Origin of the sequence: Halomonas elongata (assembly GCF_029081005.1) — a bacterium.
GTDB classification, from domain to species: Bacteria; Pseudomonadota; Gammaproteobacteria; order Pseudomonadales; family Halomonadaceae; genus Halomonas; species Halomonas elongata_B.
Genome location: NZ_JAJQTQ010000009.1, coordinates 106,685 through 128,744 on the forward strand (window position 1 = coordinate 106,685; position 22,060 = coordinate 128,744).

Consider the following 22,060-nt stretch of genomic DNA (forward strand, 5'->3'; position numbering starts at 1 on the left):
GCTTTCGAGCACCGCGCAACGAAGCGATTTGCATGCGCAGGCATTTAAGCAGTGTTTCCCTAAAGTCAGGTGGATACTGGCCGATAACCCGGGCATGGCTGGTGGCGTCGACAGGGACGCGTCGGTCACCCAGTGAAGGAGAGACTCTTGAGTGCACCCCGGATCAAGGTGCTGTGCGTCGACGATTCGGCGCTGATACGCGACCTGCTGAGCGAGATCATCAACGAACAGCCCGATATGGAGGTGGTGGCCATGGCTCCCGACCCTCTGGTGGCGCGGGATCTGATCAAGCAACACAACCCCGATGTGCTGACCCTGGATGTCGAGATGCCGCGCATGGACGGCCTGGACTTTCTCGAGCGGTTGATGCGCCTGCGCCCCATGCCGGTACTGATGGTCTCCTCGCTGACCCAGGCCGGTTCGGAGGTCACCCTGCGGGCGCTGGAGCTGGGTGCCCTGGATTTCGTGGCCAAGCCGTCGCTCGGCATTCGCAGCGGCATGAAGGCCTATGCCGAGGAGATCACCGAAAAGCTTCGCGCGGCGGCGCGCTCTCGGCCAAGGCGCGCGCGGAAGCGAGACACTCCGGCGCCCAGGGCGCTGGAAGCGCCCATGGTGTCGAGCGAGAAACTGCTCATCATCGGCGCCTCCACCGGGGGGACCGAGGCGATACGCAGCGTGCTGGAACCCATGCCAGCCAATGGTCCGGCGGTCCTGATCACCCAGCACATGCCCGGTGGCTTCACGCGCTCCTTCGCCGAGCGTCTGGACCGGATCTGCCGGATCTCGGTCAAGGAGGCACGGGATGGCGAGCGCATCCTGCCGGGGCATGCCTATGTCGCGCCTGGCGATGTCCACCTGAAGCTGGTGCGCAATGGCGCCAACTATGTGGCGCGCCTGGATGACGGACCGCCGGTCAACCGCCATCGACCCTCGGTGGATGTGCTGTTTCGCTCGGCGGCGGATCAGGCGGGGCGCAACGCCATCGGCGTGTTGCTCACCGGCATGGGCAAGGATGGCGCCGCCGGGCTGCTGGAGATGCGCCGGGCGGGCGGCGCCACCCTGGCCCAGGACGAAGCCAGCTGCGTGGTCTTCGGCATGCCGCGCGAGGCCATCGCCCTCGGCGCCGCCGAGGAAGTGGTCGGCCTCGATGATATGGCCGCCCGGTTGCTCAAGCGGGTCGCCGCTGCCGGCCGGAGCCAGCGAGTGTAGTCAGTTTTCGGATAAAGCTTGAAGGGTCGGCGTCGCCGGCCGCTTGCCTGATACCCAATGAGATAGAGGACCCCCGATGGCGGACAAGAACATGAGCATCCTGGTGGTGGATGATTTTCCGACCATGCGGCGCATCGTGCGCAGCCTGCTCAAGGAGCTCGACTTCACCAATGTGGAGGAGGCCGAGGATGGCCAGGACGCCCTGAACAAGCTTCGGGCGGGCAACTTTGAGTTCGTGGTCTCCGACTGGAACATGCCCAACCTCGACGGCCTGGAGATGCTCAAGCAGATTCGCGAGGACGAGGCGCTCAAGGAGCTTCCGGTGCTGATGGTCACGGCGGAGGCGAAGAAGGAGAACATCATCGCGGCGGCCCAGGCCGGTGCCAGCGGCTATGTGGTCAAACCCTTCACCGCGGCGACCCTGGAAGAAAAGCTCAATAAGATCTTCGAAAAGTTGGGCATGTGACACCGCGTCGGGCTCCGGGCCCGACCACCAGGAGAGGCGATGATGAGCACGGAGAATCAGTCCGAGAATCCCCAGGCCAATAGCGACGAACTGGTCCTGCGGATTGGCCACCTGACCCGCATGCTGCGCGACAGCATGCGAGAGCTGGGGCTGGACAAGGAGATCGAGCGCGCGGCGGAGGCGATCCCCGACGCGCGTGATCGACTGAGTTACGTGGCGGTCATGACCGAGCAGGCGGCGGAACGCGCCCTCAACGCCATCGATCGCGCCCAGCCGATGCAGGACCGGTTGAGCGACCAGGCTCGACAGCTCGATGCGCGCTGGGCCGAGTGGTTCGCCGAGCCCAAGGAACTCGACGAGGCCCGTGAGCTGGTCCAGGACACGCGCTCCTATCTGGGCCAAGTGCCGGACATGACCCAGGCTACCGGCAAGGAGCTGCTCGAGATCATGATGGCGCAGGACTTCCAGGACCTGACCGGCCAGGTGATCAAGAAGATGATGGATGTGATCCGCGAGATCGAACATCAGCTCGTGCAGGTCCTGATCGATAGCGTGCCCCAGGGCGAGGCGCGCGAGGACATGCAGCGACGCGCCGATGACCAGCGCGAAAGCGACACGCGGCGCCGTCAGGATGAATTGCTCAATGGTCCGCAGGTCAAGTCGGAGGGCGAGGATATCGTGGCCGACCAGGATCAGGTGGATGACCTGCTGGACCAGCTGGGTTTCTAGGCCATCGATGGCAAGCGGCCGAGACACGTGGATAAGCCCACGAAAATCGGCCCTTTTCGAGTGACCGTTCCTTCCCCGATCCCCGGATAATGGCCAGGGTGCGCAGGAGTGCCCGGTAACTGGCCATGGCCGACGATAGCAGCGACGACGAAAAGACCGAAGACGCGACACCGCGACGGCTGGAGAAGGCGCGCGAGGAAGGCCAGGTGGCCCGTTCCCGCGAGCTGGCGACCTTCATGCTGTTGCTGGCCGGCGTGCTGGGACTGGCCACCATGGGTGGCACCCTCTATGACCAGGTCGGCGGTGTGATGGAGCAGGCTTTCCTGTTCGATCGGCGCCAGGCTATGGAAACCTCGCCGATGCTGGCCGAGGCCCTGATGCTGGGGCGTCGGACCCTGATCAGCCTGTTGCCGCTGTTTCTGTTGCTGACGGTGGTGGCCCTGGTGGCGCCGGCCTTGCTGGGCGGCTGGCTGATTTCCGCCAAGTCGCTCAAGCCCCAGGCGTCCAAGCTCAATCCGTTCAAGGGCCTCAAGCGGATGTTCGGCACCCAGGCGCTGGTGGAGCTTTCCAAGGCCATCGCCAAGGCGGTGCTTGTCGGCAGTGTGGGCATGGCCTATCTCTATCTGCATCGCGGCGAGCTCATGGCACTGATGAGCCAGCCGATCCATCAGGCACTGGCCCGTGCCATGAGCATGGCGGCGGAGGCCTGCGGGCTGATGGTGCTGACCCTGCTGGTGGTGATCCTGATCGACGTGCCTTACCAGTTATGGAGCCACGCCAAGCAGCTGCGCATGACCAAGGACGAGGTCAAGCGCGAGCACAAGGAGTCCGAAGGCGATCCGCAGGTCAAGGGCCGCATACGCCAGCAGCAGCAGGCGATGGCCCGCGGTCGGATGATGAGCCAGGTCCCCGAGGCCGATGTGATCGTCACCAACCCCACTCACTATGCCGTGGCCCTGACCTACGAGGAGACCGGCATGGCCGCGCCCAGGGTAGTGGCCAAGGGGGCCGATGCCGTCGCTGCGCGCATTCGTGAGCTGGGCGAGGAAGCGGGCGTGCCGCTGCTGGAGGCGCCCCCGCTGGCGCGTTCGCTTTATCACCATGTCGATCTCGAGGCGGAGATTCCCGCCGCTCTCTACACCGCGGTGGCGGAGGTGCTGGCCTGGGCCTTTGGCCTGAAACGGGCCGCCGCCGAAGGCGGCGAGGCGCCCCCGACCCCCGAGAACCTGTCGGTGCCGGCCGCCATGGAGGCGCCGGACCGCGACGCAACGAACGAGGCACGAGGATGAAGGCCTGGAGCCAATACCTGCCGCGACGCAACTGGATGGCCGACGTGCCCATGAAGGTGCTGGCCGGCCCGCTGTTGATCCTCATGATCCTGGCGATGATGATCCTGCCGCTGCCGCCCTTCGTGCTGGATCTGCTGTTCACTTTCAATATCGCCCTGGCCGTGATGGTGCTGCTGGTCAGCATGTTCACCCAGAAGCCGCTGGATTTCGCCGCCTTCCCGGCAGTGCTGCTGTTCACCACCCTGTTGCGGCTGTCGCTCAACGTGGCCTCCACCCGGGTGGTGCTGATGGAAGGCCACCAGGGCGGCGACGCGGCGGGCAAGGTCATCGAGGCCTTCGGCCAGTTCCTGGTGGGCGGCAACTTCGCCGTCGGCCTGGTGGTATTCGCGATCCTGGTGATCATCAACTTCATGGTCATCACCAAGGGGGCGGGACGCATCGCCGAGGTGGGCGCCCGCTTCATGCTCGACGCCATGCCGGGCAAGCAGATGGCCATCGATGCCGATCTCAATGCCGGCCTGATCGGCGAGGACGATGCCCGCCAGCGCCGCGCCGAGATCTCCCAGGAAGCCGATTTCTACGGCTCCATGGACGGCGCCAGCAAGTTCGTGCGCGGCGATGCCATGGCCGGCCTGGTGATCATGGTGGTCAATATCATCGGCGGCTTGCTGATCGGCATGCTCCAGCATGACATGGACTTCGGCAGCGCCGGACACACCTATGTGCTGCTGACCATCGGCGACGGCCTGGTGGCGCAGATTCCCGCTCTGGTGATCTCCACTGCGGCCGGTGTCACCGTCTCTCGGGTCAACACCGACCAGGATGTCGGCCAGCAGATGATCGGCCAGCTCTTCGTCAAGCCCCAGGTGATGGTGCTGGCCGCCGGTGTCCTGGGGCTGCTCGGCCTGGTGCCGGGCATGCCCAACCTGGTGTTTCTGATCTTCACCGCCCTGCTCGGTGGCCTCGCCTGGTGGGTGATGCGCGAGAAGGAGCGTCGCCTGGTCGAGGAGCAGACCCAGGAGGCGCCGCCGCCCGCGCCGGAATCCCCCGAGGCCAGCTGGGACGATGTGCAACTGGTCGACACCCTGGGGCTGGAAGTGGGGCACCGCCTGATTCCCCTGGTGGATGCCCAGCAACAGGGCGAGTTGCTCGGACGCATCAAGAGCGTGCGCAAGAAGTTCGCCCAGGAAGTCGGCTTCCTGCCGCCGGTGGTGCATATCCGCGACAACCTGGAACTGTCGCCCAATGCCTATCGATTGACGCTCAAGGACGCCGAGATCGGCCGTGCCGAGGCCTACCCCGGGCGCTGGCTGGCCATCGATCCCGGCCAGGTGTCCGGCGAGCTGGAAGGCACCTCGACCAAGGATCCGGCCTTCGGCCTGCCGGCGGTGTGGATCGATACCGAGCAGCGCGAACATGCCCAGGTGTACGGCTATACGGTGGTCGATGCCAGCACGGTGGTGGCGACGCACCTCAACCACCTGCTGCATCGCCATGCCGCCGAGATGCTGGGTCGCCAGGAAGTCCAGAAGCTGCTCGACAAGCTCGGCGAGGACCAGAAGGGACTGGTGGAAGAGGTGGTACCCAAGGCCATTTCGCTGACCGTCCTGCAGCGCATCCTGCAGAACCTGCTGGAGGAAGATGTCTCGATCCGCGACCTGCGCACCATCCTCGACACCTTGGCGGAGCACGCACCTCAGCAGCAGGACCCGGGCGAACTGACGGCCGCGGTACGCCTGGCCCTGGGGCGTGCCATCACCCAGCAGTGGTTCGCTGGGCACGACACCCTCAACGTCATCGGCCTGGACGGCCAGCTCGAACAGGTGCTGAACCAGGCGATGAACGGCAGCGGTGCCCTGGAGCCGGGCCTGGCCGAAACCCTCATGGAGCAGGCCGAGCAGGCCCTGGCACGGCACGAGGCCAGCGGCGAGCCGCCGGTCCTGGTCGTGCAGCACGGACTGCGCGCCGTGCTGGCGCGTTTCCTGCGCCGGCGCATGCGCCATCTGGCGGTGATGTCCCAGGCCGAGATTCCCGATGATCGCACCCTGAGGGTCACGACCCTGGTGGGTGGGCAGTAAGTGATGAGACGCCATCGGTGGGCATGGCCGCTCCTGCTGGTGGTGGTGAGCGGCATGACGCTGGCCGCCGGCAGCTGGATGGATCGGGAAGCGCGGCTGCGCGTCAGCCTGGTCGATCGGGAAACCGTCGGCGCGCCGCTGACGGCGGGCGGGCAGGCGGCGACCGGCCGGGTCATCGACGAGGTGCGCTGGCGGTTTCGGTTGCCACCGGGCAGTGCCGTGACGGTGCGTCTCTGCCACCCCGAGGGGTGCGTGCCCCTGTCCGGCCAGCGTGGCATGACACGGGCATTGGCAGGATTGGCGGCCGATGACCCGTTGCGGTTCCGCTTCGCGCTGAAGGCGGGGCAGTCTCCTCTGACCGTGGAGGGGCTGCAGGTGATCGTGAACTATCGGTGAGGTCGACGAGCCGCGAGGCATGAGCATGTACACAGCACAAGGCAAGATCGAACAACGCGACCTGCTGGAGGAGTACCTGCCCCTGGTACGCCGCCAGGCATTGGCGTTGCAGGTCCGGTTGCCGGCGAGCATCGAGCTCGACGACCTGATCCAGGCCGGCACCGAAGGCCTGCTCGAGGCCCTCGGGCGCTTCGATGCCGCCCAGGGGGCGAGTTTCTCGACCTTCGCCAGCCAGCGCATTCGCGGTGCCATGCTGGACGAGCTGCGTAGTCGCGACTGGCTGCCGCGCAGTGTGCGTCGTGGGGCGCGGGCCGCCGACGAGGCGGCCCGGCGTCTGGAGCAGTCCCTGGGGCGACCGCCGGAAGAGACCGAGATTGCCGAAGCGCTGGACATGGACATCGCCGCCTATCGTCGCCTGCTCAGCGACACCAACAGCGGTCAGCTGTTGCCCTTCGAGGAACTGATAGCCGAGGGTGGCGAGGGGCGCCTGAGGGACAACGAAACGGGCGAGACGCCGTTTTCGCTGCTGGTCGACGAGGAGCGTCGTGGCCGCCTGGTGGCGGCTATCGAGGCGTTGCCGGAGCGCGAGAAACTGTTGATGGCGCTCTACTATCAGGAAGAGCTCAACCTCAAGGAGATCGGCGCCGTGCTGGGCGTTACCGAGTCGCGGGTCTGCCAGCTGCACAGCCAGGCCGTGGGCCGTCTGCGCGGGCGCCTCAGGGAGACGGCGCCATCGGGGGCGGACGACTCTTAGGGAAGGCCTATCGGCTGGATCAGCACGTTCAATTTACCCTATGCGACCTTGGTAGATAACCTAGGCGCCGTCTTATCCCTTACATCCACGACAGCAAGGAGCATCATCGATGTCACTGCTCAATACCGAAGTCAAGCCGTTCAAGGGCACCGCCTATCACAACGGCGAATTCATCGACGTCACCGATGAGAGCCTGAAGGGACAGTGGAGCATCTTCTTCTTCTACCCGGCCGACTTCACTTTTGTCTGCCCCACCGAACTCGGTGATCTGGCCGACAACTACGAAGAGTTCAAGAAGCTGGGCGTGGAAATCTACAGCGTCTCCACCGACACCCACTTCACTCACAAGGCCTGGCACGACAGCTCCGAGACCATCGGCAAGCTCCAGTACCCGATGCTGGCCGACCCGACTCACGTCGTGTCTCGCAACTTCGACGTGCTGATCGAGGAAGACGGCGTCGCCGACCGTGGCACCTTCGTGGTCGATCCCGACGGCAAGATCCAGATCGTCGAGCTGAACGCCGGCAACATCGGCCGTAACGCCGAAGAGCTGCTGCGCAAGGTCAAGGCCGCTCAGTACGTGCGCGCCAACCCCAACGAGGTCTGCCCGGCCAAGTGGGAAGAAGGCGAAGAGACGCTGGCTCCTTCCCTGGATCTGGTCGGCAAGATCTAAGCAAGTACTGCCGACACCTTCCTGATGAGCCCGGGCGTCGCCCGGGCTTCTCTCAGCCGAATTTCATGCAGGACGCGCCGCCCCTGCGAGCGTGAGGGGCGAGTTGCGTCTTGATGATCCGCGACGAGGATATCGCCGTCATGTTGGACGACAATCTGAAATCACAGCTCAATGCTTATCTCCAGAAGGTCACGCGGCCGTTCGAGATCGTCGCCACCCTCGATGACGGCGACAAGTCCCGAGAGCTGCACACCCTGTTGAAAGAGGTCGCGGGCCTGAGCGACAAGATCACGCTGCGCGAGGACGGTGACGACGCCCGTGCGCCGTCCTTCGCCCTGCACCGTGAAGGGGAGTCCACCGGCGTGGTGTTCGCCGGGATTCCCATGGGCCACGAGTTCACCTCTCTGGTCCTGGCACTGCTGCAGGTGGGCGGCCATCCGCCCAAGGCGAGCGACGAAACGGTCGAGCAGATCAAGGCGCTGCCCGGTGGCCTGCACTTCGAGACCTATTTCTCGCAGTCCTGCCAGAACTGCCCGGACGTGGTGCAGGCGCTCAATCTGATGGCGGTCCTCAACCCCGGCATCAGCCACGTGGCCATCGACGGCGCCCTGTTCAAGGACGAGGTCGATGCGCGTGAAGTGATGTCGGTCCCCGGGATCTTCCTCAATGGCGAGCCTTTCGACCAGGGCCGCATGAGCCTCGAGCAGATCCTGGCCAAGGTGGATACCGGCGCCGAGGAACGCCAGGCCGAGAAGCTCAACGCCATGCCGACCTTCGACCTGCTGACGGTGGGCGGTGGTCCGGCCGGCGCCTCGGCGGCGGTCTATGCGGCGCGCAAGGGCATTCGCACCGGCGTGTCTGCCGAGCGCTTCGGCGGCCAGGTGCTCGATACCCTGGGCATCGAAAACCTGATCTCGGTGCCCTATACCGAGGGGCCCAAGCTGGCCGCGGCGCTGGAGGAACACGTCAAGCAGTACGACGTCGACATCATGGACCTGCAGCAGGCCGTCGAGCTGGTGCCCGCCAGCGAGCCGGGCGGTGAACATGAAGTGCGTTACGCCTCGGGCGCGAGCCTGAAAAGCAAGACGCTGGTGTTGGCCACCGGCGCGCGCTGGCGCGAAATGAACGTGCCGGGCGAGGCCGAGTACCGCAACAAGGGCGTGGCCTACTGCCCGCACTGCGATGGCCCGCTGTTCAAGGGCAAGCGTGTGGCGGTGATCGGCGGCGGCAATTCCGGCGTCGAGGCGGCCATCGACCTGGCCGGCCTGGTCAAGGAAGTCATTCTGATCGAGTTCATGGACGAGCTGCGTGCCGACGAGGTGCTGCAGAAGAAGCTCGCCAGCCTGCCCAATGTCGAGATCATCAAGGGCGCGCGGACGACACAGGTCAATGGCGATGGGGCCCGGGTTTCCGGTCTCACCTATGAAGAGCGTGCCAGCGGCGAACTCCGCGATATCGAGCTGGAAGGCGTCTTCGTGCAGATCGGCCTGGTGCCGAACACCGAGTGGCTCAAGGACTCGCCCATCGAACTGTCCGCGCATGGCGAGATCGTCACCGACGAGCGTGGCATGACCTCGGTGCCGGGCATCTTCGCCGCCGGCGACGTGACCACCGTGCCCTACAAGCAGATCGTCATCTCACTGGGCGAAGGCTCGCGGGCGGCGCTGGGGGCTTTCGATTATCTGATTCGTCAGTGAAGAAACACATTTCTGAGAACCATCTTCAAACCGCATGGATGGGGTGGGCTTTTCCGTCGACAAGCCTTCGCGAGGGCGCTGTGAACCCCTCCATGGGCGCTACATCCGCCATCCATGGCGGATGACCCTCGCTTCGTCTTATCCCCGGCGCCCACCATTGCTATTGCGGGCTAGGAGGGTGCTCCTGGGCCAAGCCATCATCCCGTGGCGGATGACGCCCTCGTCGGATTACCGGCGGGGGCGTTGTCTTTTGGGCTTGAGGGCGATGTTTCGCACAGGCGGTTCATGCGGACGAGTGCCTGGTCGACGCCGTTCAGGCTGAAGACCATGAACCAGTAGTCCTCCGGTGCCCGGTGGATGCGCAGGCGCAGGGTCTCGCCGTGGCGCATGTCGTCGAGCAGGGCGTCGGTCTCCGGCAGTGACAGGCGCACGTAGAAGCCGTCGTCGCCGCGTTCGGTGATGAAGGCCGCCTCGCCGCTGTGGACATCGTCGCGGTCGACCAGTACATCTACCGGCACCCGGTCCCAGGTGGTGCTGCTGGCCTGGACGTCGTCGAGCGCCACGCGTATTTCCAGCCAGGGGCGTTCGCAGGCGCCGGGCGTGGCGTTGACGCTGAGCACGCTGTCGGCGTAGCTGTGTTGTTCGATGGCACGGACATGGCGTTCCTCGCCGAGGGTCAGGCTCAGCGAGTGCCAGTTGCCATGGGCCTGGACATCGCCGGTGTTGAAGCTGGTGGCCGGGGCGGGCGTGGCGAGCAGGGCGGCAAGCGGCAGCAGCCCGCTCGCGAGGATCGTGACGAGACGCATGGGACATTCCAGAACCGTGATCCGCGCAGGCTAGCATGATGCCCATCCGGCTGTCCGGCCTCTCAGCGCGCTTCGGCGATGGCGTCGGCCAGCGCTCGAACCCGCTCCAGCACGGCGTGCTTGCCCTCGACCGCGCACTCGGCGTGCTGGAGGCAGTCGGTCAGTGCGGACCCGACCACGACGGCGTCGGCAAACCCGGCGATGCGGCGTGCCTGATCGGGCGTCCGGATACCGAAACCGACACCGATCGGCAGGTCGATCTGCCGGCGGATTCGACGCCATTGCGCCTCGACCTGTTCCGGCATGGCGTCCGTCGCGCCGGTCACGCCGGTGCTGGAGACGTAGTAGAGGAACCCGGGGGCGTCCTGCAATATTCGTGGCAGGCGCCGCTCGTCGGTGGTCGGCGTGGCCAGGCGGATGACGTGCAGGCCGTGTGCCTGTGCCGGGTGGCGGAGCTCCTCATCATGTTCCGGCGGCAGGTCGACCACGATCAGCCCGTCCACACCGGCGTCGGACGCCAGTTCCAGGAAGCGCGCCACGCCCATGCGATGGATGGGGTTGTAATAGCCCATCAGCACCAGCGGCGTCTCGCTGTCCTGCTCGCGAAAGGCGCGGACCATGGCCAGGGTCTTGTGCATGTCCTGCCCGGCATTGAGGGCGCGCCGGGAGGCCTGCTGGATCGACGGCCCGTCGGCCATCGGGTCGCTGAACGGCATGCCCAGCTCGATGATGTCGGCGCCGGCGGCCGGCAGGCCGCGCAGGATGTCGAGGCTGGTGTCGTAGTCGGGGTCGCCGGCGCTGATGAAGGTGATGAGTCCGGCGCGGTCGGCGGCCTGGAGCTCGTCGAAACGCTGGGCGATGCGGTGACGGGGTGATGCCATCACGCGGCTCCTCGGTTGGTGGACGTGTCTGCCAGATAACGTGTGACGGTCGTCATGTCCTTGTCGCCGCGTCCGCTCAGGTTGATCACCATGATGTGCGAGCTCGGCAATGTCGGCGCCAGCTTGATGGCGTGGGCAATGGCATGGGAGGACTCCAGGGCCGGAATGATCCCCTCCAGGTGGCACAGGGTCCGGAAGGCGTCGATCGCCTCGTCATCGGTGATGGCGACATAGTCGCCGCGCCCCGTCTCGTGCAACCAGGCATGCTCCGGGCCGATGCCCGGGTAATCGAGCCCCGCCGAGACGGAATGCGCATCGACGATCTGCCCATCCTCGGATTGCAGCAGGTAGGTGCGGTTGCCGTGCAGCACGCCGGGAACGCCACCCTGGAGGCTGGCGGCATGCCTGCCGGTCGCCATGCCGTGCCCGGCCGCTTCCACGCCGATCAGGCGGACGTCGGGGTCCTGCAGGAAGGGGTGGAAGAGGCCCATGGCATTCGAGCCGCCTCCGATGCAGGCCAGCAGGGAGTCGGGCAGCCGTCCCTCCCGATCGAGCACCTGTTCGCGAACCTCCTGGCCGATGATGGACTGGAAGTCCCGAACCAGGGTCGGGTACGGGTGAGGACCGGCCACGGTGCCGATGATATAGAAGGTGGAGGCCACGTTCGTGGCCCAGTCGCGCATTGCCTCGTTCATCGCGTCCTTCAGGGTGCCCGTGCCGTGGGACACCGGCACGACCTCGGCACCGAGCAGTTGCATGCGCTCGACATTGGGGTGCTGACGATCGATATCGGCGCTGCCCATGTAGATGGTGCAGTCCATCCCGAAGCGTGCGGCCACGGTCGCGGTTGCCACGCCGTGCATGCCGGCGCCGGTTTCGGCGATGATCCGCTGCTTGCCCATGTGCCGGGCGAGAAGCATCTGGCCCAGGCAGTTGTTGATCTTGTGCGCACCGGTGTGCATCAAGTCTTCGCGCTTGAGGTAGATTGTCGCGCCCTTCAAGCGATCGGTCAGGCGTGCGGCGAAGTACAGGGGGCTTCGTCGGCCGACGAAGTCTCGCTGCAAGGCGGCCAGCTCGGCACGGAAGGACGCGCTGTCCTTCACGGCCGCGTATTGCGCCTCGAGGTCGAGCGTCAGTGGCATCAGGGTCTCGGCGACGAAGCGCCCCCCGAAATGGCCGAAGCAGCCGTTGGCATCGGGGACCGATTCGAGCCTCTGTGCGGGAAAGCCCATGGCAGTCATTCTCTCGCGGCGGATGATGTACGGAGATTAGTCGGCCGCCGAGGCGGTGAAAATCGATTCTTGTGCGCTAATATGTGAGAAAAGCTGACATGACAGGAGTGGGTCTTGAACCGGTCACTACCGTCGCTGAATGCCCTCAGGGCCTTCAATGAGGTCGCTCGAACGCTCAGTGTGACGCGCGCAGCAGAGGCGCTGAATGTCACGCATGGAGCGGTAAGTCGGCAGATTCGCCAGCTCGAGGGGCAACTCGGGGTGAGGCTGTTCCGGCGTGAAGGACGGGGATTGGTGATGACGGCGGAGGCAGAATACCTTCGTGCATCGACCTCACAGGCATTCGAGCAGTTGACCCAGGCCTGCGGTCACGTGAGACGGCGTGCGGCGGGAGCGCCCATCGTGCTGGGCTGTTCGGGCAGTTTCCTGGCGCGCTGGTTCATTCCGCGTCTGCCTCGGCTGCAGGCGCGGTATCCCGACCTGAACCTGCACCTGACGGCCGATGAGGGGGAGAAGTGGCCACTGGGTCCCGAGGTCGATGCCGTGATGTGTTTCGCCGAGCCGCCCTGGCCGGCCGACGCCCGGGTGATCGAACTGGCACCCGAGCGCATCGGGCCGGTGATGGTGCCCGGCCTGCTCGAGACGCAAGCGCCCCCCGACCCCGGCGAACTGCTGACGTTGCCGCTGCTGCATACCGAGTCTCGAGACCAGGCATGGCCGCGCTGGTTCACGGCGCAGGGGCTGGACGCGACACGAGGACGCAAGGATCAATCCTTCGAGCATCTCAACTACATGCTGGAAGCGGCCCTGGTGGGCCTGGGCGTTGCCATCGCGCCGGCCTACCTCGTGGAGGAAGATTTACGGACAGGGCGCCTCGTCGCGCCCTGGGGGTTCATCGACACACCGGCCCGGCTCGGCCTGTGGCTGCCGCCGGGCGAGCCGGGAAGGGAGATCGATCAACTGGTCCAGTGGCTGCAGCGCGAATTGGGTGACCAGTGAGCATTTTGAGGCTGATTTCAACGCCGCATGGACGAGCGCAGTAGTTTGTAAACACCCTCTTAGATGCCTGCCCACCAATTATACCCCCGATCCTCCCAGAAACCGCCCCGACCGCGACCGATGTGGTCGAAGCTTTCCACCAGTTCGAGCCGCATCACGTACTTGGCCATCTTGTAGCCCAGTTGCCGCTCGGCGCGCAGCCGCAGCGGCGCACCGTTGGCGATGGGCAGGGTCGCGCCGTTGAGGTCGTAGGCCAGTAGCGTCTGGGGGTGATAGGCCTCGCGGAGGTCCAGGCTCTCGTAGTAGGGGTCGCCGCCGCCGTAGCGGTGGTCGGCACAGTGGAAGACCACGAAGCGGGCGGTGTCACGCACGCCGACCCGGTCGAGCAGGTCGCCTAGCGGTACGCCGGTCCACTGGCCGATGCAGCTCCAGCCTTCGACGCAGTCGTGACGAGTGATCTGGGTGCGCGCCGGCATGTCTCGCAGGGCCGCGAGGGAGAAGCGGCCGGCGTGCTCGACCAGGCCGTCGACGCGCAACTGCCAGTCGTTGAAGGCGTTCGCCGCCAGTCGCCGGTAGTCGGCCGAGGTCGGATCGGTGGTGCCGTTGGCGCGGAACTCGGGCGCGATATCCTCCGGGGGGTATTCCCGGGCCATCGATTCCTGCGAGGCCAGCAGCCGATGCGCCTTCTGCGTCAGGGCGCCGCTGGCATCGAACAGGGTCTGCATGGCGTCACTGCGCGTGACGCGCTCACAGCCGCCGAGCAGCAGAGCGCTTCCCGCCAGCAGGGAGCGACCGAGGAAGCGGCGGCGGCTCGGGTCATCGGGGCGCGTCATCGTGAGGCTCCTTTTCGGGTGGCGGGACGTAGCGGCCGGTGATCATCGAACGCATGTTATTGATGAAACCGGACACCAGCACCAGCAGCACATGGATGATGAAGAAGGCCAGCAGCGCCGAGGCGCAGAGGAAGTGCAGGGTGCGTGCCGTCTGCCGGCCGCCGAACAGGTCCAGCAGCCAGGGCCAGGCGGCGTCCATGGTCGGTGACATGGTCAGGCCGGTGAGTATCACCATCGGGGTGATGAGGAACAGGATCAGCAGATAGGTCAGTTTCTGCAGCAGGTTGTAGTGACGGGCCTCTTCGCCACGCGGGAAGCGTAATCGTGCATGGTCGATGAGGGTCTTGCCGAGATGTCGCCACTCCTGGGCGCGTGGCAGCAGGCGGCGCCGAAGCTGTCCGCCGATCACCAGGTAGGCCAGATAGCCGATCAGCATGGGGGCGAAGATCCAGGCGGCCAGGAAATGCCACTGGCGGCCCATGGCGAGCCAGCGAGGCCCGGGCAGGGTCGACCAGGCGGGGAAGGCGCGGACCTCGCGATCAGTGTCGGAACCCGAGACGCCCAGCACGCCGGTGGTGTCGAAACGATAGCCGCCGAGGCGGGTAATGCCCCGCAACTCGCCGTTGTCGGCGCGTATGGCGCCGATCGACAGGGCCGGCGTATCGAAGTGGGAATCCATGCCCCAGTACAGGGAGGGATGCGCATTGAAGATCTGCAGGCCGCTCATCAACAGCACGATCAGGCAGACGACGTTCACCCAGTGCCAGAGACGGGTGAAGAGGGCATGCCGCTTGATGACGGTCGGGGCCTCGGATGTCGTAGACATGGCGCCTTCCTGGATAGAGGGGAAAACGGAGTCGGCCGGCCACGGAGCTATCGTGGATAGCGCTCAGGTGCGAGCGCGATAGCCCTGCGGCCGGCAGGAAAGCGAGCGTCACATCTCGCCGTCTTCTTCCATCATGGCGTCGCCATCCTCCTTCATCGCGTCGTCTCCGTGCATGGCATCTTCCGCCATCGCATCTCCTTCCATCGCATCTCCCTCCATGGCGTCACCGGACATGGCATCGCCGGATTGCTCCATGCTGTCGCCACTGGACATGGCGTCCTCTTCGTGATGGTCCGCCAGGGCGGCGGTGGGCAACAGCAGGGCGCAGCCGATCAGGGCAGCGAGCAGAAGGGTCTTGTTCGGCGTCGTGGTCAACATCGTGCACCTCCGGTCTCGGAAGAGTCACCGGCGAAATGCCGGGACTGCATGGATCACGCTAGTGGCCGTCGCGTCGCCATTCATCACGAAATCATCACGTCGCCGAGAAGGTTTTGTGATGCAGGGGGCGCAGCCCAGCCCTACAGTGGGGCAAGGCTGATAGAGGATGGCGCCATGACCTATCGAATCCTGTGTGTCGAGGACAACCCCGAGATCGGGCGGATGCTGGTCGAGCGCCTGGCCGATGAGGGGCATCATTGCGACCGCGTGGTCGATGGCGAGTCGGCCCTGGCCGCGCTGGAAGGCGGCGCGTCGGCGGCGGGGTATGATCTGGTGATGCTGGACCTGATGTTGCCCGGCCTCGATGGCCTGGAGGTGTGTCGGCGGCTGCGTCGTCGAGACAGCCACACACCAGTGCTGATGGTGACGGCAAAGGCGGCAATTCGCGATGTGGTGCTGGGGCTCGAGATCGGCGCCGACGACTATGTCACCAAGCCGTTCCACATGCCGATCCTGCTGGCTCGGGTCCAGGCCCTGCTGAGGCGACACCGACGTCCGGCGCCGGGCGACGACGGCATCGTCGAGACGCCGCCCGTGGTCCATGGCGAGCTGGTCATCGATGCGGCTCGCCATCGTGTCACCCTGGCGGGACGTGCCGTGCAACTGACCGCCAAGGAATTCGCCCTGCTGGCCCTGTTCGCGCGCCACCCGGGGCACAGTTTTACCCGGGGCGAGTTGCTCGACCGGGTCTGGGGCGAGGAATTCGATGGCTACGACCACACCGTGAATACTCATATCAACCGCCTGCGCAACAAGATCGAGGCCGATCCGGCCCGTCCCTGGTTCATCCAGACCGTGTGGGGCATCGGCTATCGATTCGCCGACGAGGAGAGCGAACCATCGTGACGTCGCTATGGCATCGGCTGGTGTCCCTGGGGCGCAGCCTCTATGCGCGTATCGCACTGGTCTATCTGACGGGGCTGTTGCTGCTTTCGGCGGCCGTTGCCTGGTTTGCCATCAGCCAGTTCGATCAACTGGGGCGTGAGCTCCAGCAGCGTCAGGAGGCAGGTCTGGCCGACAATCTGGCCGGGGTGATGGCGCCTGCCCTGCGCGGCGGCGCCGACAGCGAGGCCGCACGGGAAACGGCGCGGCACATCGCGTCGATCAACCCTTCCCTGTCGCTCTATGTGCTCGATGCGGACGGGCGTGTCATCGCCGATTACGCCGAGCCGGCCTGTGGACTGGGCAGTCGGGTGGCGCCGGCATCCCTCGAGGCGCTGCTCGATGATGATCCGATGCTGCCGGTGCTGGCCGACTCGCCCTGCAGTGGACAACCCGGGGTGTTTTCGGTGGCTCGGATCGCGTACGGCCCGAACGACGCCCCCGGCTATCTGTATGCCGATCTGAACAACGCCAGCCACACTTCCATGACCGCGATGCTGCGTACCAGCTCGATCACCCGGACCCTGGTGGCCGCCGGCCTGCTGGCACTGGCGCTCTCCGGCCTGCTCGGCCTGCTGTGGTTCGGTCTGCTGACCCGTCGCTTCTCGCGGCTGACCTCGGTGGTGCAGCGTTTCGCCGAGGGTGAATACCAGGCCCGCGTCGCCGAGCCCCGCAGCGACGAGATCGGCCAGTTGGGTCGCGCCTTCAACGACATGGCCGGGACCATCGAGGCGCAACTGGTGGCGCTACACGAAACCGACCGTCAGCGTCGCGAACTGGTCGCCAATCTGTCGCACGATTTCCGTACGCCCCTGACCTCGCTGCGTGGCTACGTCGAACAGCTGCAGCGGCGCGAACCGTTGTCGGACGAGGAACGTCGCGTGGCCCTGACGGCGATCTTCGACAACGCCGAGCGGCTGACGCGGCTGGCCCGGCAACTCTCGACCCTGGCCAGGCTCGATGCCTATGACCAACCGTTGCGGCGCGAGCCCTTCGCGCTCGCCGAGCTGGTCCACGACATCGCCGGCAAGTTTCAGCCCCAGGCCGAGCGTCTTGGCGTGACCCTGAGCGTCGACGTCGACCCGGCATTGCCCTGGGTCGATGCCGATCTGGGACTCATCGACCGTGCGCTCTCCAACCTGATCGACAATGCCCTGATCGCCGCGTCGCCCGAGGGACGGGCATGGCTGGAAGGCGAGTCGACCGAGCAGGGCGTGCGCATCAGAGTGGTCGATGATGGCGAAGGCATCGCCGCCGCCGACCTGCCGCTGGTGACGCAACGTTTCTATCGCACCGCCTCGAGTCGGGCGAAGGGAGAAGGGAGCGGGCTGGGGCTGTCCATCGTGCGCGAGATCTGCGAACGGCATGGCACGACGCTGGACGTCGACAGCCGGGAAGGCAAGGGCACCACCGTGACCCTGACACTACCGCGCTCCTGCGGCATTGTGACAAACGTTTAATGGTGGCATTGCCGCGATGACGGCAAGGTTGCTAGATTCGCAGATGCTGCATTGCGACCATGCAGGCATCTTAAAAGACAACAACGGAGTTTCTGGTCATGCGCAATAACAACAAGACGCTGGTGGCACTATCCCTCGCCACCCTGTCGCTTGGAACGGCCGCTTCCGCCTCGGCGGCAACCCTGGACGAGGTCAAGGAACGCGGCGAACTGCATTGCGGTGTCAATGTCGGGCTGGCCGGCTTCTCGTCATCGGACGAGGACGGCACCTGGCAAGGCCTGGACGTGGAGACCTGCCGCGCCGTGTCCTCGGCCATCTTCGGTGACCCCGAAAAGGTGGCTTTCACCCCGCTGACCGCCAAGGAGCGTTTCACTGCGCTGCAATCCGGCGAGATCGATGTGCTCTCGCGCAACACCACCTGGACGGCGACCCGGGACAATTCCCTGGGGCTGCACTTCACCGCCACCACCTTCTACGATGGTCAAGGCTTCATGGTCGACAAGGAGCTGGGCATCGAGAGCCTCGAGGACCTGAATGGCGCCTCGATCTGCATCCAGTCCGGCACCACCCACGAACTCAACCTCGCGGACTACTTCCCCTCCCGCGACATCGATATCAACACCGTGACCTTCGACACCCCGGACCAGACGGCTCAGGGCTTCGCCAGCGGTCGCTGTGACGTCCTGACGTCCGACACCTCTCAGCTCAGCGCCCTGCGCCTGCAGTTGCCGGAGCCGGACAGCGTCGAGATTCTCACCGAACTGATCTCCAAGGAGCCGCTCGGGCCGGTGGTGCGCCAGGGCGATGACCAATGGCTCGACATCGTCCAGTGGACGATCTTCGCCATGGTCAACGCCGAGGAAATGGGCATCAACAGCGACAACGTCGACGAGATGAAGCAGGATCCGCCCAATCCCGGCGTGGCACGTCTGCTCGGTGTCGACGGCACCTACGGTGAACAGCTCGGCCTCGACAACGACTGGGCCTACAACATCATTGCCCAGGTGGGCAACTATGGTGAGGTCTTCGCCGATACCGTGGGCGAAAACTCGCCGCTGGGCATCAGCCGCGGCATGAACGCGCTGTGGAACGAAGGCGGGATTCTCTACGCGCCTCCCGTGCGTTAAGCACGTTTCCCGAAGCTGGTCCTGCTCGACGCAGTGACCGTGCAATAGCCGCCATGCCAGGCGGCTATTCGGCGGCCCCGGCCTGCTGTCGGGGCCGCCGTGACGGTCAAACCGTGTCAGGCCGGCCGATTCCTGCTTCCGTCGCTCTCCGGGGCGGCGGGTCGTGATATCCCGTTCGAGGCTCGACATGCAGCGTTCTTCTTCTACCGAACGGGGGCCGCTATGGCGTGACCCCGCCGTTCGTGCGTTGGTGATTCAGGCGATCCTGCTGCTGGCCCTGCTGGGCTTCATCGCCATGATCGTGACCAACACCCTGGCCAACCTGGAGGCGCGTGGCATCACCACGGGGTTCGGTTTCCTCCAGGAGCGCGCCGGGTTTTCCATTCCGCAGACCCTGATTGACTATAGCGGCGACAGTACCTATGCGCGCACCTTCGTGGTGGGCCTGCTCAACACCCTGCTGGTGTCGGGCATGGGGATCGTGGCGGCGACCATCATCGGCTTTACGGTGGGCATCGCCCGGCTCTCGAGCAACTGGCTGATGGCCAAGCTCGCCGCCGCCTATGTCGAGATCTTCCGCAACATCCCGCTGCTGGTGCAGATCCTGTTCTGGTACTTCGCGGTCCTGCAGGCCCTGCCGAGCCCGCGCCAGAGCCTGTCGCTGTTCGAGGCCGTCTTCCTCAACGTGCGGGGCCTGGTCGTGCCCGCGCCCGAGCCGCTGCCGGGATTCTCGGCGACCCTCTGGGCGCTGCTGCTGGCCGTCATCGTGGTGGTCGTGCTGAGCGTCTTCGCGCGGCGTCGGCAGACCCGCACCGGCAAGGCGTTGCCGGTCTTCCGCCTGGGAGCGCTGATCCTGATCGGCCTGCCGCTGATGGTCTTTCTGGCGACCGGCCAGCCGCTGGCCTGGGAAATGCCCGAGATGGCCGGCTTCAATTTCAAGGGCGGGGTGACGGTCATTCCCGAGCTGGTGGCCCTGTGGCTGGCGCTCTCCATCTACACGGCGTCCTTCATCGCCGAGATCGTGCGTTCGGGCATCCAGTCGGTGCCCAAGGGGCAGACCGAGGCGGCGAAGGCGATCAGCCTGCCCGGCGACGTGACCCTGCGCAAGATCGTCATCCCCCAGGCGATGCGCGTGATCGTGCCGCAGCTCACCAGCCAATACCTGAACCTGACCAAGAACTCGTCGCTGGCCACCGCCATCGGTTATCCGGACCTGGTAGCGGTATTCGCCGGCACGGCGCTCAACCAGACCGGCCAGGCCATCGAGATCGTGGCCATCACCATGGCGGTCTATCTGGTGATCAGCCTGGTGGTATCGGCGCTGATGAACCTCTACAACGCGCGCACCCTGCTCAAGGAGCGATGAGATGGCGACACGAACCGAGATGATCGAGGCGCGTCGTCCGCCGGACATGCGCCGTGGCGCGGTCGGCTGGCTGCGCGCCAACCTCTTCAACAGCCCGCTCAACAGCGTGCTCAGCCTGGTGGCCATCGTGCTGCTGGCCATGGCGCTGTGGCCCCTGGCCAAGTGGGCATTGATCGATGCCGACTGGCTGGGGTCGACCCGCGAGGCCTGCACGGGCGAGGGTGCCTGCTGGGTGTTCATCAGCGCCCGCTTCGAGACCATCATCTATGGCTTCTATCCGGATGCCGAACGATGGCGGGTGGATCTCGTCCTGGCGATGATGGTACTGCTGATCGCCTGGCTGGCGATTCCACGCCTGCCGGCCAAGCGCTGGGTCGGTCTCTTCTCCCTGGTCGGCTTCCCGATCCTGGCCTATTTCCTGCTGCTGGGCGGACATTTCGGCCTGGTGGCGGTGCCGACCCGCGAATGGGGCGGGCTGATGCTGACCCTGACCGTGGCCACCGTGGGCATCGTCGGCTCGTTGCCGATCGGTGTGGTGCTGGCCCTGGGCCGGCGTTCGCAGATGCCGCTGGTGCGCAGTCTGTGCGTGGTGTTCATCGAGTTCTGGCGTGGCGTGCCGCTGATCACGGTGCTGTTCATGGCCTCGGTGATGCTGCCGCTGTTCGTGCCCACCGAGGTGGAGTTCAACAAGCTGCTGCGCGCGCTGATCGGCATCATGTTCTTCTGGAGTGCCTACATGGCCGAGGTGGTGCGCGGCGGCCTGCAGGCGATTCCCTCGGGTCAGGAGGAGGCCGCCAAGGCGCTCGGCCTGGGCTACTGGCGTCGCATGGGGCTGATCGTGCTGCCGCAAGCGCTGAAGCTGGTGATACCGGGGATCGTCAACACCTTCATCGCGCTGTTCAAGGACACCTCACTGGTGCTGATCATCGGCCTTTTCGACCTGCTGGCGATCATCCGGGCGGGGCTCACCGACAGCAACTGGCTGGGGTTCGCTACCGAAGGCTATGTATTCGCCGCGCTGATGTTCTGGGTCTTCTGTTTCAGCATGTCGCGGTATAGCCAATACATAGAGCGGCGCCTGCATACAGGTCACTGATTCAGCCCCCTGACAACAAGGAAATACCGTCATGACGGCAAGCAATTCGGCAAGTGTGTCCTCCTCGGACTCTCCGATGATCGAGGTCGAGGGGCTCAACAAGTGGTACGGCGACTTTCACGTGCTGCGCGATATCGACCTGACGGTGGCGCGGGGCGAGCGCATCGTCGTCTGCGGCCCATCGGGGTCGGGAAAGTCGACATTGATCCGCTGTTTCAATCACCTGGAGGAGCACCAGCAGGGACGCATCACGGTCGATGGCGTGACCATGACCCAGGACGTCAAGCGGATCGAGCAGATTCGCCGCAACGTCGGCATGGTGTTCCAGCACTTCAACCTCTTTCCGCACCTCTCGGTGCTCGACAACTGCTGCATTTCCCAGACCTGGGTGCAGAAGAAGCCCCGCGCCGAGGCCGAGAAGACCGCCATGGAGTTCCTCGAGCGGGTGCAAATCGCCGATCAGGCCCGCAAGTATCCGGGGCAGCTGTCCGGCGGGCAGCAGCAGCGCGTGGCCATCGCCCGGGCGTTGTGCATGCGTCCCGAGGTGATGCTGTTCGACGAGCCGACCTCGGCGCTCGACCCGGAGATGATCAAGGAGGTGCTCGACGTCATGGTCGAGCTGGCCCGCGACGGCATGACCATGCTCTGCGTGACCCACGAGATGGGCTTCGCCAAGACGGTGGCGGACCGGGTGATCTTCATGGATCAGGGCCAGATCATCGAGCAGGCGCCGCCCGAGACCTTCTTCAACAATCCGGAATCCGAGCGGACGAAGTTGTTCTTGAGTCAGATCCTCGGGCATTGAAAGAAAGACGCCACACCG

22 protein-coding genes are annotated in these 22,060 nt (G+C 65.4%); 16 read left to right on the plus strand and 6 right to left on the minus strand.

Going from position 1 to position 22,060, the window contains the following annotated elements:
• The first annotated feature begins 147 nt into the window (after positions 1-147).
• The 9 genes from LU493_RS08940 to ahpF all read left to right on the plus strand — a co-directional run bounded on the left by LU493_RS08940 (position 148) and on the right by ahpF (position 9,291).
• Entirely contained in the window at positions 148-1,209 is a 1,062-nt protein-coding gene (locus tag LU493_RS08940) for a protein-glutamate methylesterase/protein-glutamine glutaminase (protein WP_275287442.1), read from the plus strand.
• 76 nt (positions 1,210-1,285) lie between these two features.
• Complete coding sequence (gene cheY, locus LU493_RS08945; RefSeq protein ID WP_275287443.1) at positions 1,286-1,675, plus strand: chemotaxis response regulator CheY; 390 nt, start codon at positions 1,286-1,288, stop codon at positions 1,673-1,675.
• Between the two features lie 42 nt (positions 1,676-1,717).
• Positions 1,718-2,404, plus strand: coding sequence for a protein phosphatase CheZ (gene cheZ, locus LU493_RS08950; RefSeq protein WP_275287444.1), 687 nt, complete (start codon positions 1,718-1,720; stop codon positions 2,402-2,404).
• A 125-nt stretch (positions 2,405-2,529) separates the two neighbouring features.
• Positions 2,530-3,693, plus strand: a complete 1,164-nt coding sequence (flhB, locus tag LU493_RS08955) for a flagellar biosynthesis protein FlhB (protein WP_275287445.1) — start codon at positions 2,530-2,532, stop codon at positions 3,691-3,693.
• On the plus strand, positions 3,690-5,771 hold the full coding sequence (gene flhA / locus LU493_RS08960; protein ID WP_275287446.1) for a flagellar biosynthesis protein FlhA: 2,082 nt from the start codon (positions 3,690-3,692) through the stop codon (positions 5,769-5,771). Before flhB ends, flhA begins: the two co-directional genes overlap by 4 nt.
• 3 nt (positions 5,772-5,774) lie before the next feature.
• Complete coding sequence (locus LU493_RS08965; protein WP_275287447.1) at positions 5,775-6,167, plus strand: flagellar protein FlhE; 393 nt, start codon at positions 5,775-5,777, stop codon at positions 6,165-6,167.
• 25 nt (positions 6,168-6,192) lie between these two features.
• A complete protein-coding gene (locus LU493_RS08970) occupies positions 6,193-6,921 on the plus strand; it encodes an RNA polymerase sigma factor FliA (protein WP_275287473.1) in 729 nt (242 codons plus the stop codon).
• A 109-nt stretch (positions 6,922-7,030) separates the two neighbouring features.
• Entirely contained in the window at positions 7,031-7,594 is a 564-nt protein-coding gene (ahpC, locus tag LU493_RS08975; RefSeq protein WP_275287448.1) for an alkyl hydroperoxide reductase subunit C, read from the plus strand.
• A gap of 140 nt (positions 7,595-7,734) precedes the next feature.
• Positions 7,735-9,291, plus strand: coding sequence for an alkyl hydroperoxide reductase subunit F (gene ahpF, locus LU493_RS08980; protein ID WP_275287449.1), 1,557 nt, complete (start codon positions 7,735-7,737; stop codon positions 9,289-9,291).
• A gap of 197 nt (positions 9,292-9,488) precedes the next feature.
• On the opposite strand, the gene LU493_RS08985 is transcribed toward ahpF, so the two are convergent.
• The 3 genes from LU493_RS08985 to trpB all read right to left on the minus strand — a co-directional run bounded on the left by LU493_RS08985 (position 9,489) and on the right by trpB (position 12,210).
• On the minus strand, positions 9,489-10,097 hold the full coding sequence (locus LU493_RS08985) for a hypothetical protein (RefSeq protein WP_275287450.1): 609 nt from the start codon (positions 10,095-10,097) through the stop codon (positions 9,489-9,491).
• A gap of 62 nt (positions 10,098-10,159) precedes the next feature.
• Positions 10,160-10,978, minus strand: coding sequence for a tryptophan synthase subunit alpha (trpA, locus tag LU493_RS08990; protein WP_275287451.1), 819 nt, complete (start codon positions 10,976-10,978; stop codon positions 10,160-10,162).
• A complete protein-coding gene (gene trpB / locus LU493_RS08995; protein WP_275287452.1) occupies positions 10,978-12,210 on the minus strand; it encodes a tryptophan synthase subunit beta in 1,233 nt (410 codons plus the stop codon). The genes trpA and trpB overlap by 1 nt, the downstream gene beginning before the upstream one ends.
• Positions 12,211-12,324: 114 nt before the next feature.
• On the opposite strand from trpB, the gene LU493_RS09000 reads away from it, so the two are divergent.
• Entirely contained in the window at positions 12,325-13,209 is an 885-nt protein-coding gene (locus tag LU493_RS09000; RefSeq protein WP_275287453.1) for a LysR family transcriptional regulator, read from the plus strand.
• A 59-nt stretch (positions 13,210-13,268) separates the two neighbouring features.
• Here LU493_RS09000 and LU493_RS09005 read toward each other — a convergent pair whose 3' ends face one another.
• From LU493_RS09005 to LU493_RS09015, 3 genes are all read right to left on the minus strand, one after another.
• Entirely contained in the window at positions 13,269-14,042 is a 774-nt protein-coding gene (locus tag LU493_RS09005) for a molybdopterin-binding protein (protein ID WP_275287454.1), read from the minus strand.
• Positions 14,026-14,868: a cytochrome b/b6 domain-containing protein gene (locus LU493_RS09010; RefSeq protein ID WP_275287455.1), complete on the minus strand. Its 843-nt coding sequence runs from the start codon at positions 14,866-14,868 to the stop codon at positions 14,026-14,028. The genes LU493_RS09005 and LU493_RS09010 overlap by 17 nt, the downstream gene beginning before the upstream one ends.
• Before the next feature lie 108 nt (positions 14,869-14,976).
• Positions 14,977-15,246: a pentapeptide MXKDX repeat protein gene (locus tag LU493_RS09015; protein WP_275287456.1), complete on the minus strand. Its 270-nt coding sequence runs from the start codon at positions 15,244-15,246 to the stop codon at positions 14,977-14,979.
• Positions 15,247-15,420: 174 nt separating this feature from the next.
• Here LU493_RS09015 and LU493_RS09020 point away from each other — a divergent pair, with 174 nt between their 5' ends.
• The 6 genes from LU493_RS09020 to LU493_RS09045 all read left to right on the plus strand — a co-directional run bounded on the left by LU493_RS09020 (position 15,421) and on the right by LU493_RS09045 (position 22,042).
• Positions 15,421-16,152: a response regulator transcription factor gene (locus tag LU493_RS09020; RefSeq protein ID WP_275287457.1), complete on the plus strand. Its 732-nt coding sequence runs from the start codon at positions 15,421-15,423 to the stop codon at positions 16,150-16,152.
• Positions 16,149-17,648: a sensor histidine kinase gene (locus LU493_RS09025; RefSeq protein ID WP_275287458.1), complete on the plus strand. Its 1,500-nt coding sequence runs from the start codon at positions 16,149-16,151 to the stop codon at positions 17,646-17,648. Before LU493_RS09020 ends, LU493_RS09025 begins: the two co-directional genes overlap by 4 nt.
• A gap of 98 nt (positions 17,649-17,746) precedes the next feature.
• Positions 17,747-18,775 carry an amino acid ABC transporter substrate-binding protein gene (locus LU493_RS09030; RefSeq protein WP_275287459.1) on the plus strand — a complete coding sequence of 343 codons (1,029 nt, stop codon included), beginning with the start codon at positions 17,747-17,749 and terminating at the stop codon, positions 18,773-18,775.
• Positions 18,776-18,962: 187 nt separating this feature from the next.
• Positions 18,963-20,141 (plus strand): amino acid ABC transporter permease, encoded by a 1,179-nt coding sequence (locus LU493_RS09035; protein ID WP_275287460.1) that lies wholly within the window; start codon positions 18,963-18,965, stop codon positions 20,139-20,141.
• Position 20,142: 1 nt separating this feature from the next.
• Positions 20,143-21,237, plus strand: a complete 1,095-nt coding sequence (locus tag LU493_RS09040; RefSeq protein ID WP_275287462.1) for an amino acid ABC transporter permease — start codon at positions 20,143-20,145, stop codon at positions 21,235-21,237.
• 76 nt (positions 21,238-21,313) lie between these two features.
• The gene (locus tag LU493_RS09045; RefSeq protein WP_428994552.1) at positions 21,314-22,042 is read left to right on the plus strand and encodes an amino acid ABC transporter ATP-binding protein; all 729 of its coding nucleotides are present in this window, start codon (positions 21,314-21,316) and stop codon (positions 22,040-22,042) included.
• Positions 22,043-22,060: the final 18 nt, after the last annotated feature.

Excerpts from the sequence above, each read along its gene's own strand:
- LU493_RS09045 (WP_428994552.1), top strand. The coding sequence starts at position 21,314 with ATGATCGAGGTCGAGGGGCTCAACAAGTGGTACGGCGACTTTCACGTG.
- LU493_RS09005 (WP_275287454.1), bottom strand. The coding sequence starts at position 14,042 with ATGACGCGCCCCGATGACCCGAGCCGCCGCCGCTTCCTCGGTCGCTCC.
- flhA (WP_275287446.1), top strand. The coding sequence starts at position 3,690 with ATGAAGGCCTGGAGCCAATACCTGCCGCGACGCAACTGGATGGCCGAC.
- LU493_RS08965 (WP_275287447.1), top strand. The coding sequence starts at position 5,775 with ATGAGACGCCATCGGTGGGCATGGCCGCTCCTGCTGGTGGTGGTGAGC.
- cheZ (WP_275287444.1), top strand. The coding sequence starts at position 1,718 with ATGAGCACGGAGAATCAGTCCGAGAATCCCCAGGCCAATAGCGACGAA.
- LU493_RS09015 (WP_275287456.1), bottom strand. The coding sequence starts at position 15,246 with ATGTTGACCACGACGCCGAACAAGACCCTTCTGCTCGCTGCCCTGATC.
- LU493_RS09030 (WP_275287459.1), top strand. The coding sequence starts at position 17,747 with ATGCGCAATAACAACAAGACGCTGGTGGCACTATCCCTCGCCACCCTG.
- LU493_RS09035 (WP_275287460.1), top strand. The coding sequence starts at position 18,963 with ATGCAGCGTTCTTCTTCTACCGAACGGGGGCCGCTATGGCGTGACCCC.
- cheY (WP_275287443.1), top strand. The coding sequence starts at position 1,286 with ATGGCGGACAAGAACATGAGCATCCTGGTGGTGGATGATTTTCCGACC.
- LU493_RS08985 (WP_275287450.1), bottom strand. The coding sequence starts at position 10,097 with ATGCGTCTCGTCACGATCCTCGCGAGCGGGCTGCTGCCGCTTGCCGCC.
- LU493_RS09040 (WP_275287462.1), top strand. The coding sequence starts at position 20,143 with ATGGCGACACGAACCGAGATGATCGAGGCGCGTCGTCCGCCGGACATG.
- LU493_RS09020 (WP_275287457.1), top strand. The coding sequence starts at position 15,421 with ATGACCTATCGAATCCTGTGTGTCGAGGACAACCCCGAGATCGGGCGG.
- LU493_RS09010 (WP_275287455.1), bottom strand. The coding sequence starts at position 14,868 with ATGTCTACGACATCCGAGGCCCCGACCGTCATCAAGCGGCATGCCCTC.
- trpA (WP_275287451.1), bottom strand. The coding sequence starts at position 10,978 with ATGGCATCACCCCGTCACCGCATCGCCCAGCGTTTCGACGAGCTCCAG.
- LU493_RS08970 (WP_275287473.1), top strand. The coding sequence starts at position 6,193 with ATGTACACAGCACAAGGCAAGATCGAACAACGCGACCTGCTGGAGGAG.
- ahpF (WP_275287449.1), top strand. The coding sequence starts at position 7,735 with ATGTTGGACGACAATCTGAAATCACAGCTCAATGCTTATCTCCAGAAG.
- flhB (WP_275287445.1), top strand. The coding sequence starts at position 2,530 with ATGGCCGACGATAGCAGCGACGACGAAAAGACCGAAGACGCGACACCG.
- trpB (WP_275287452.1), bottom strand. The coding sequence starts at position 12,210 with ATGGGCTTTCCCGCACAGAGGCTCGAATCGGTCCCCGATGCCAACGGC.
- ahpC (WP_275287448.1), top strand. The coding sequence starts at position 7,031 with ATGTCACTGCTCAATACCGAAGTCAAGCCGTTCAAGGGCACCGCCTAT.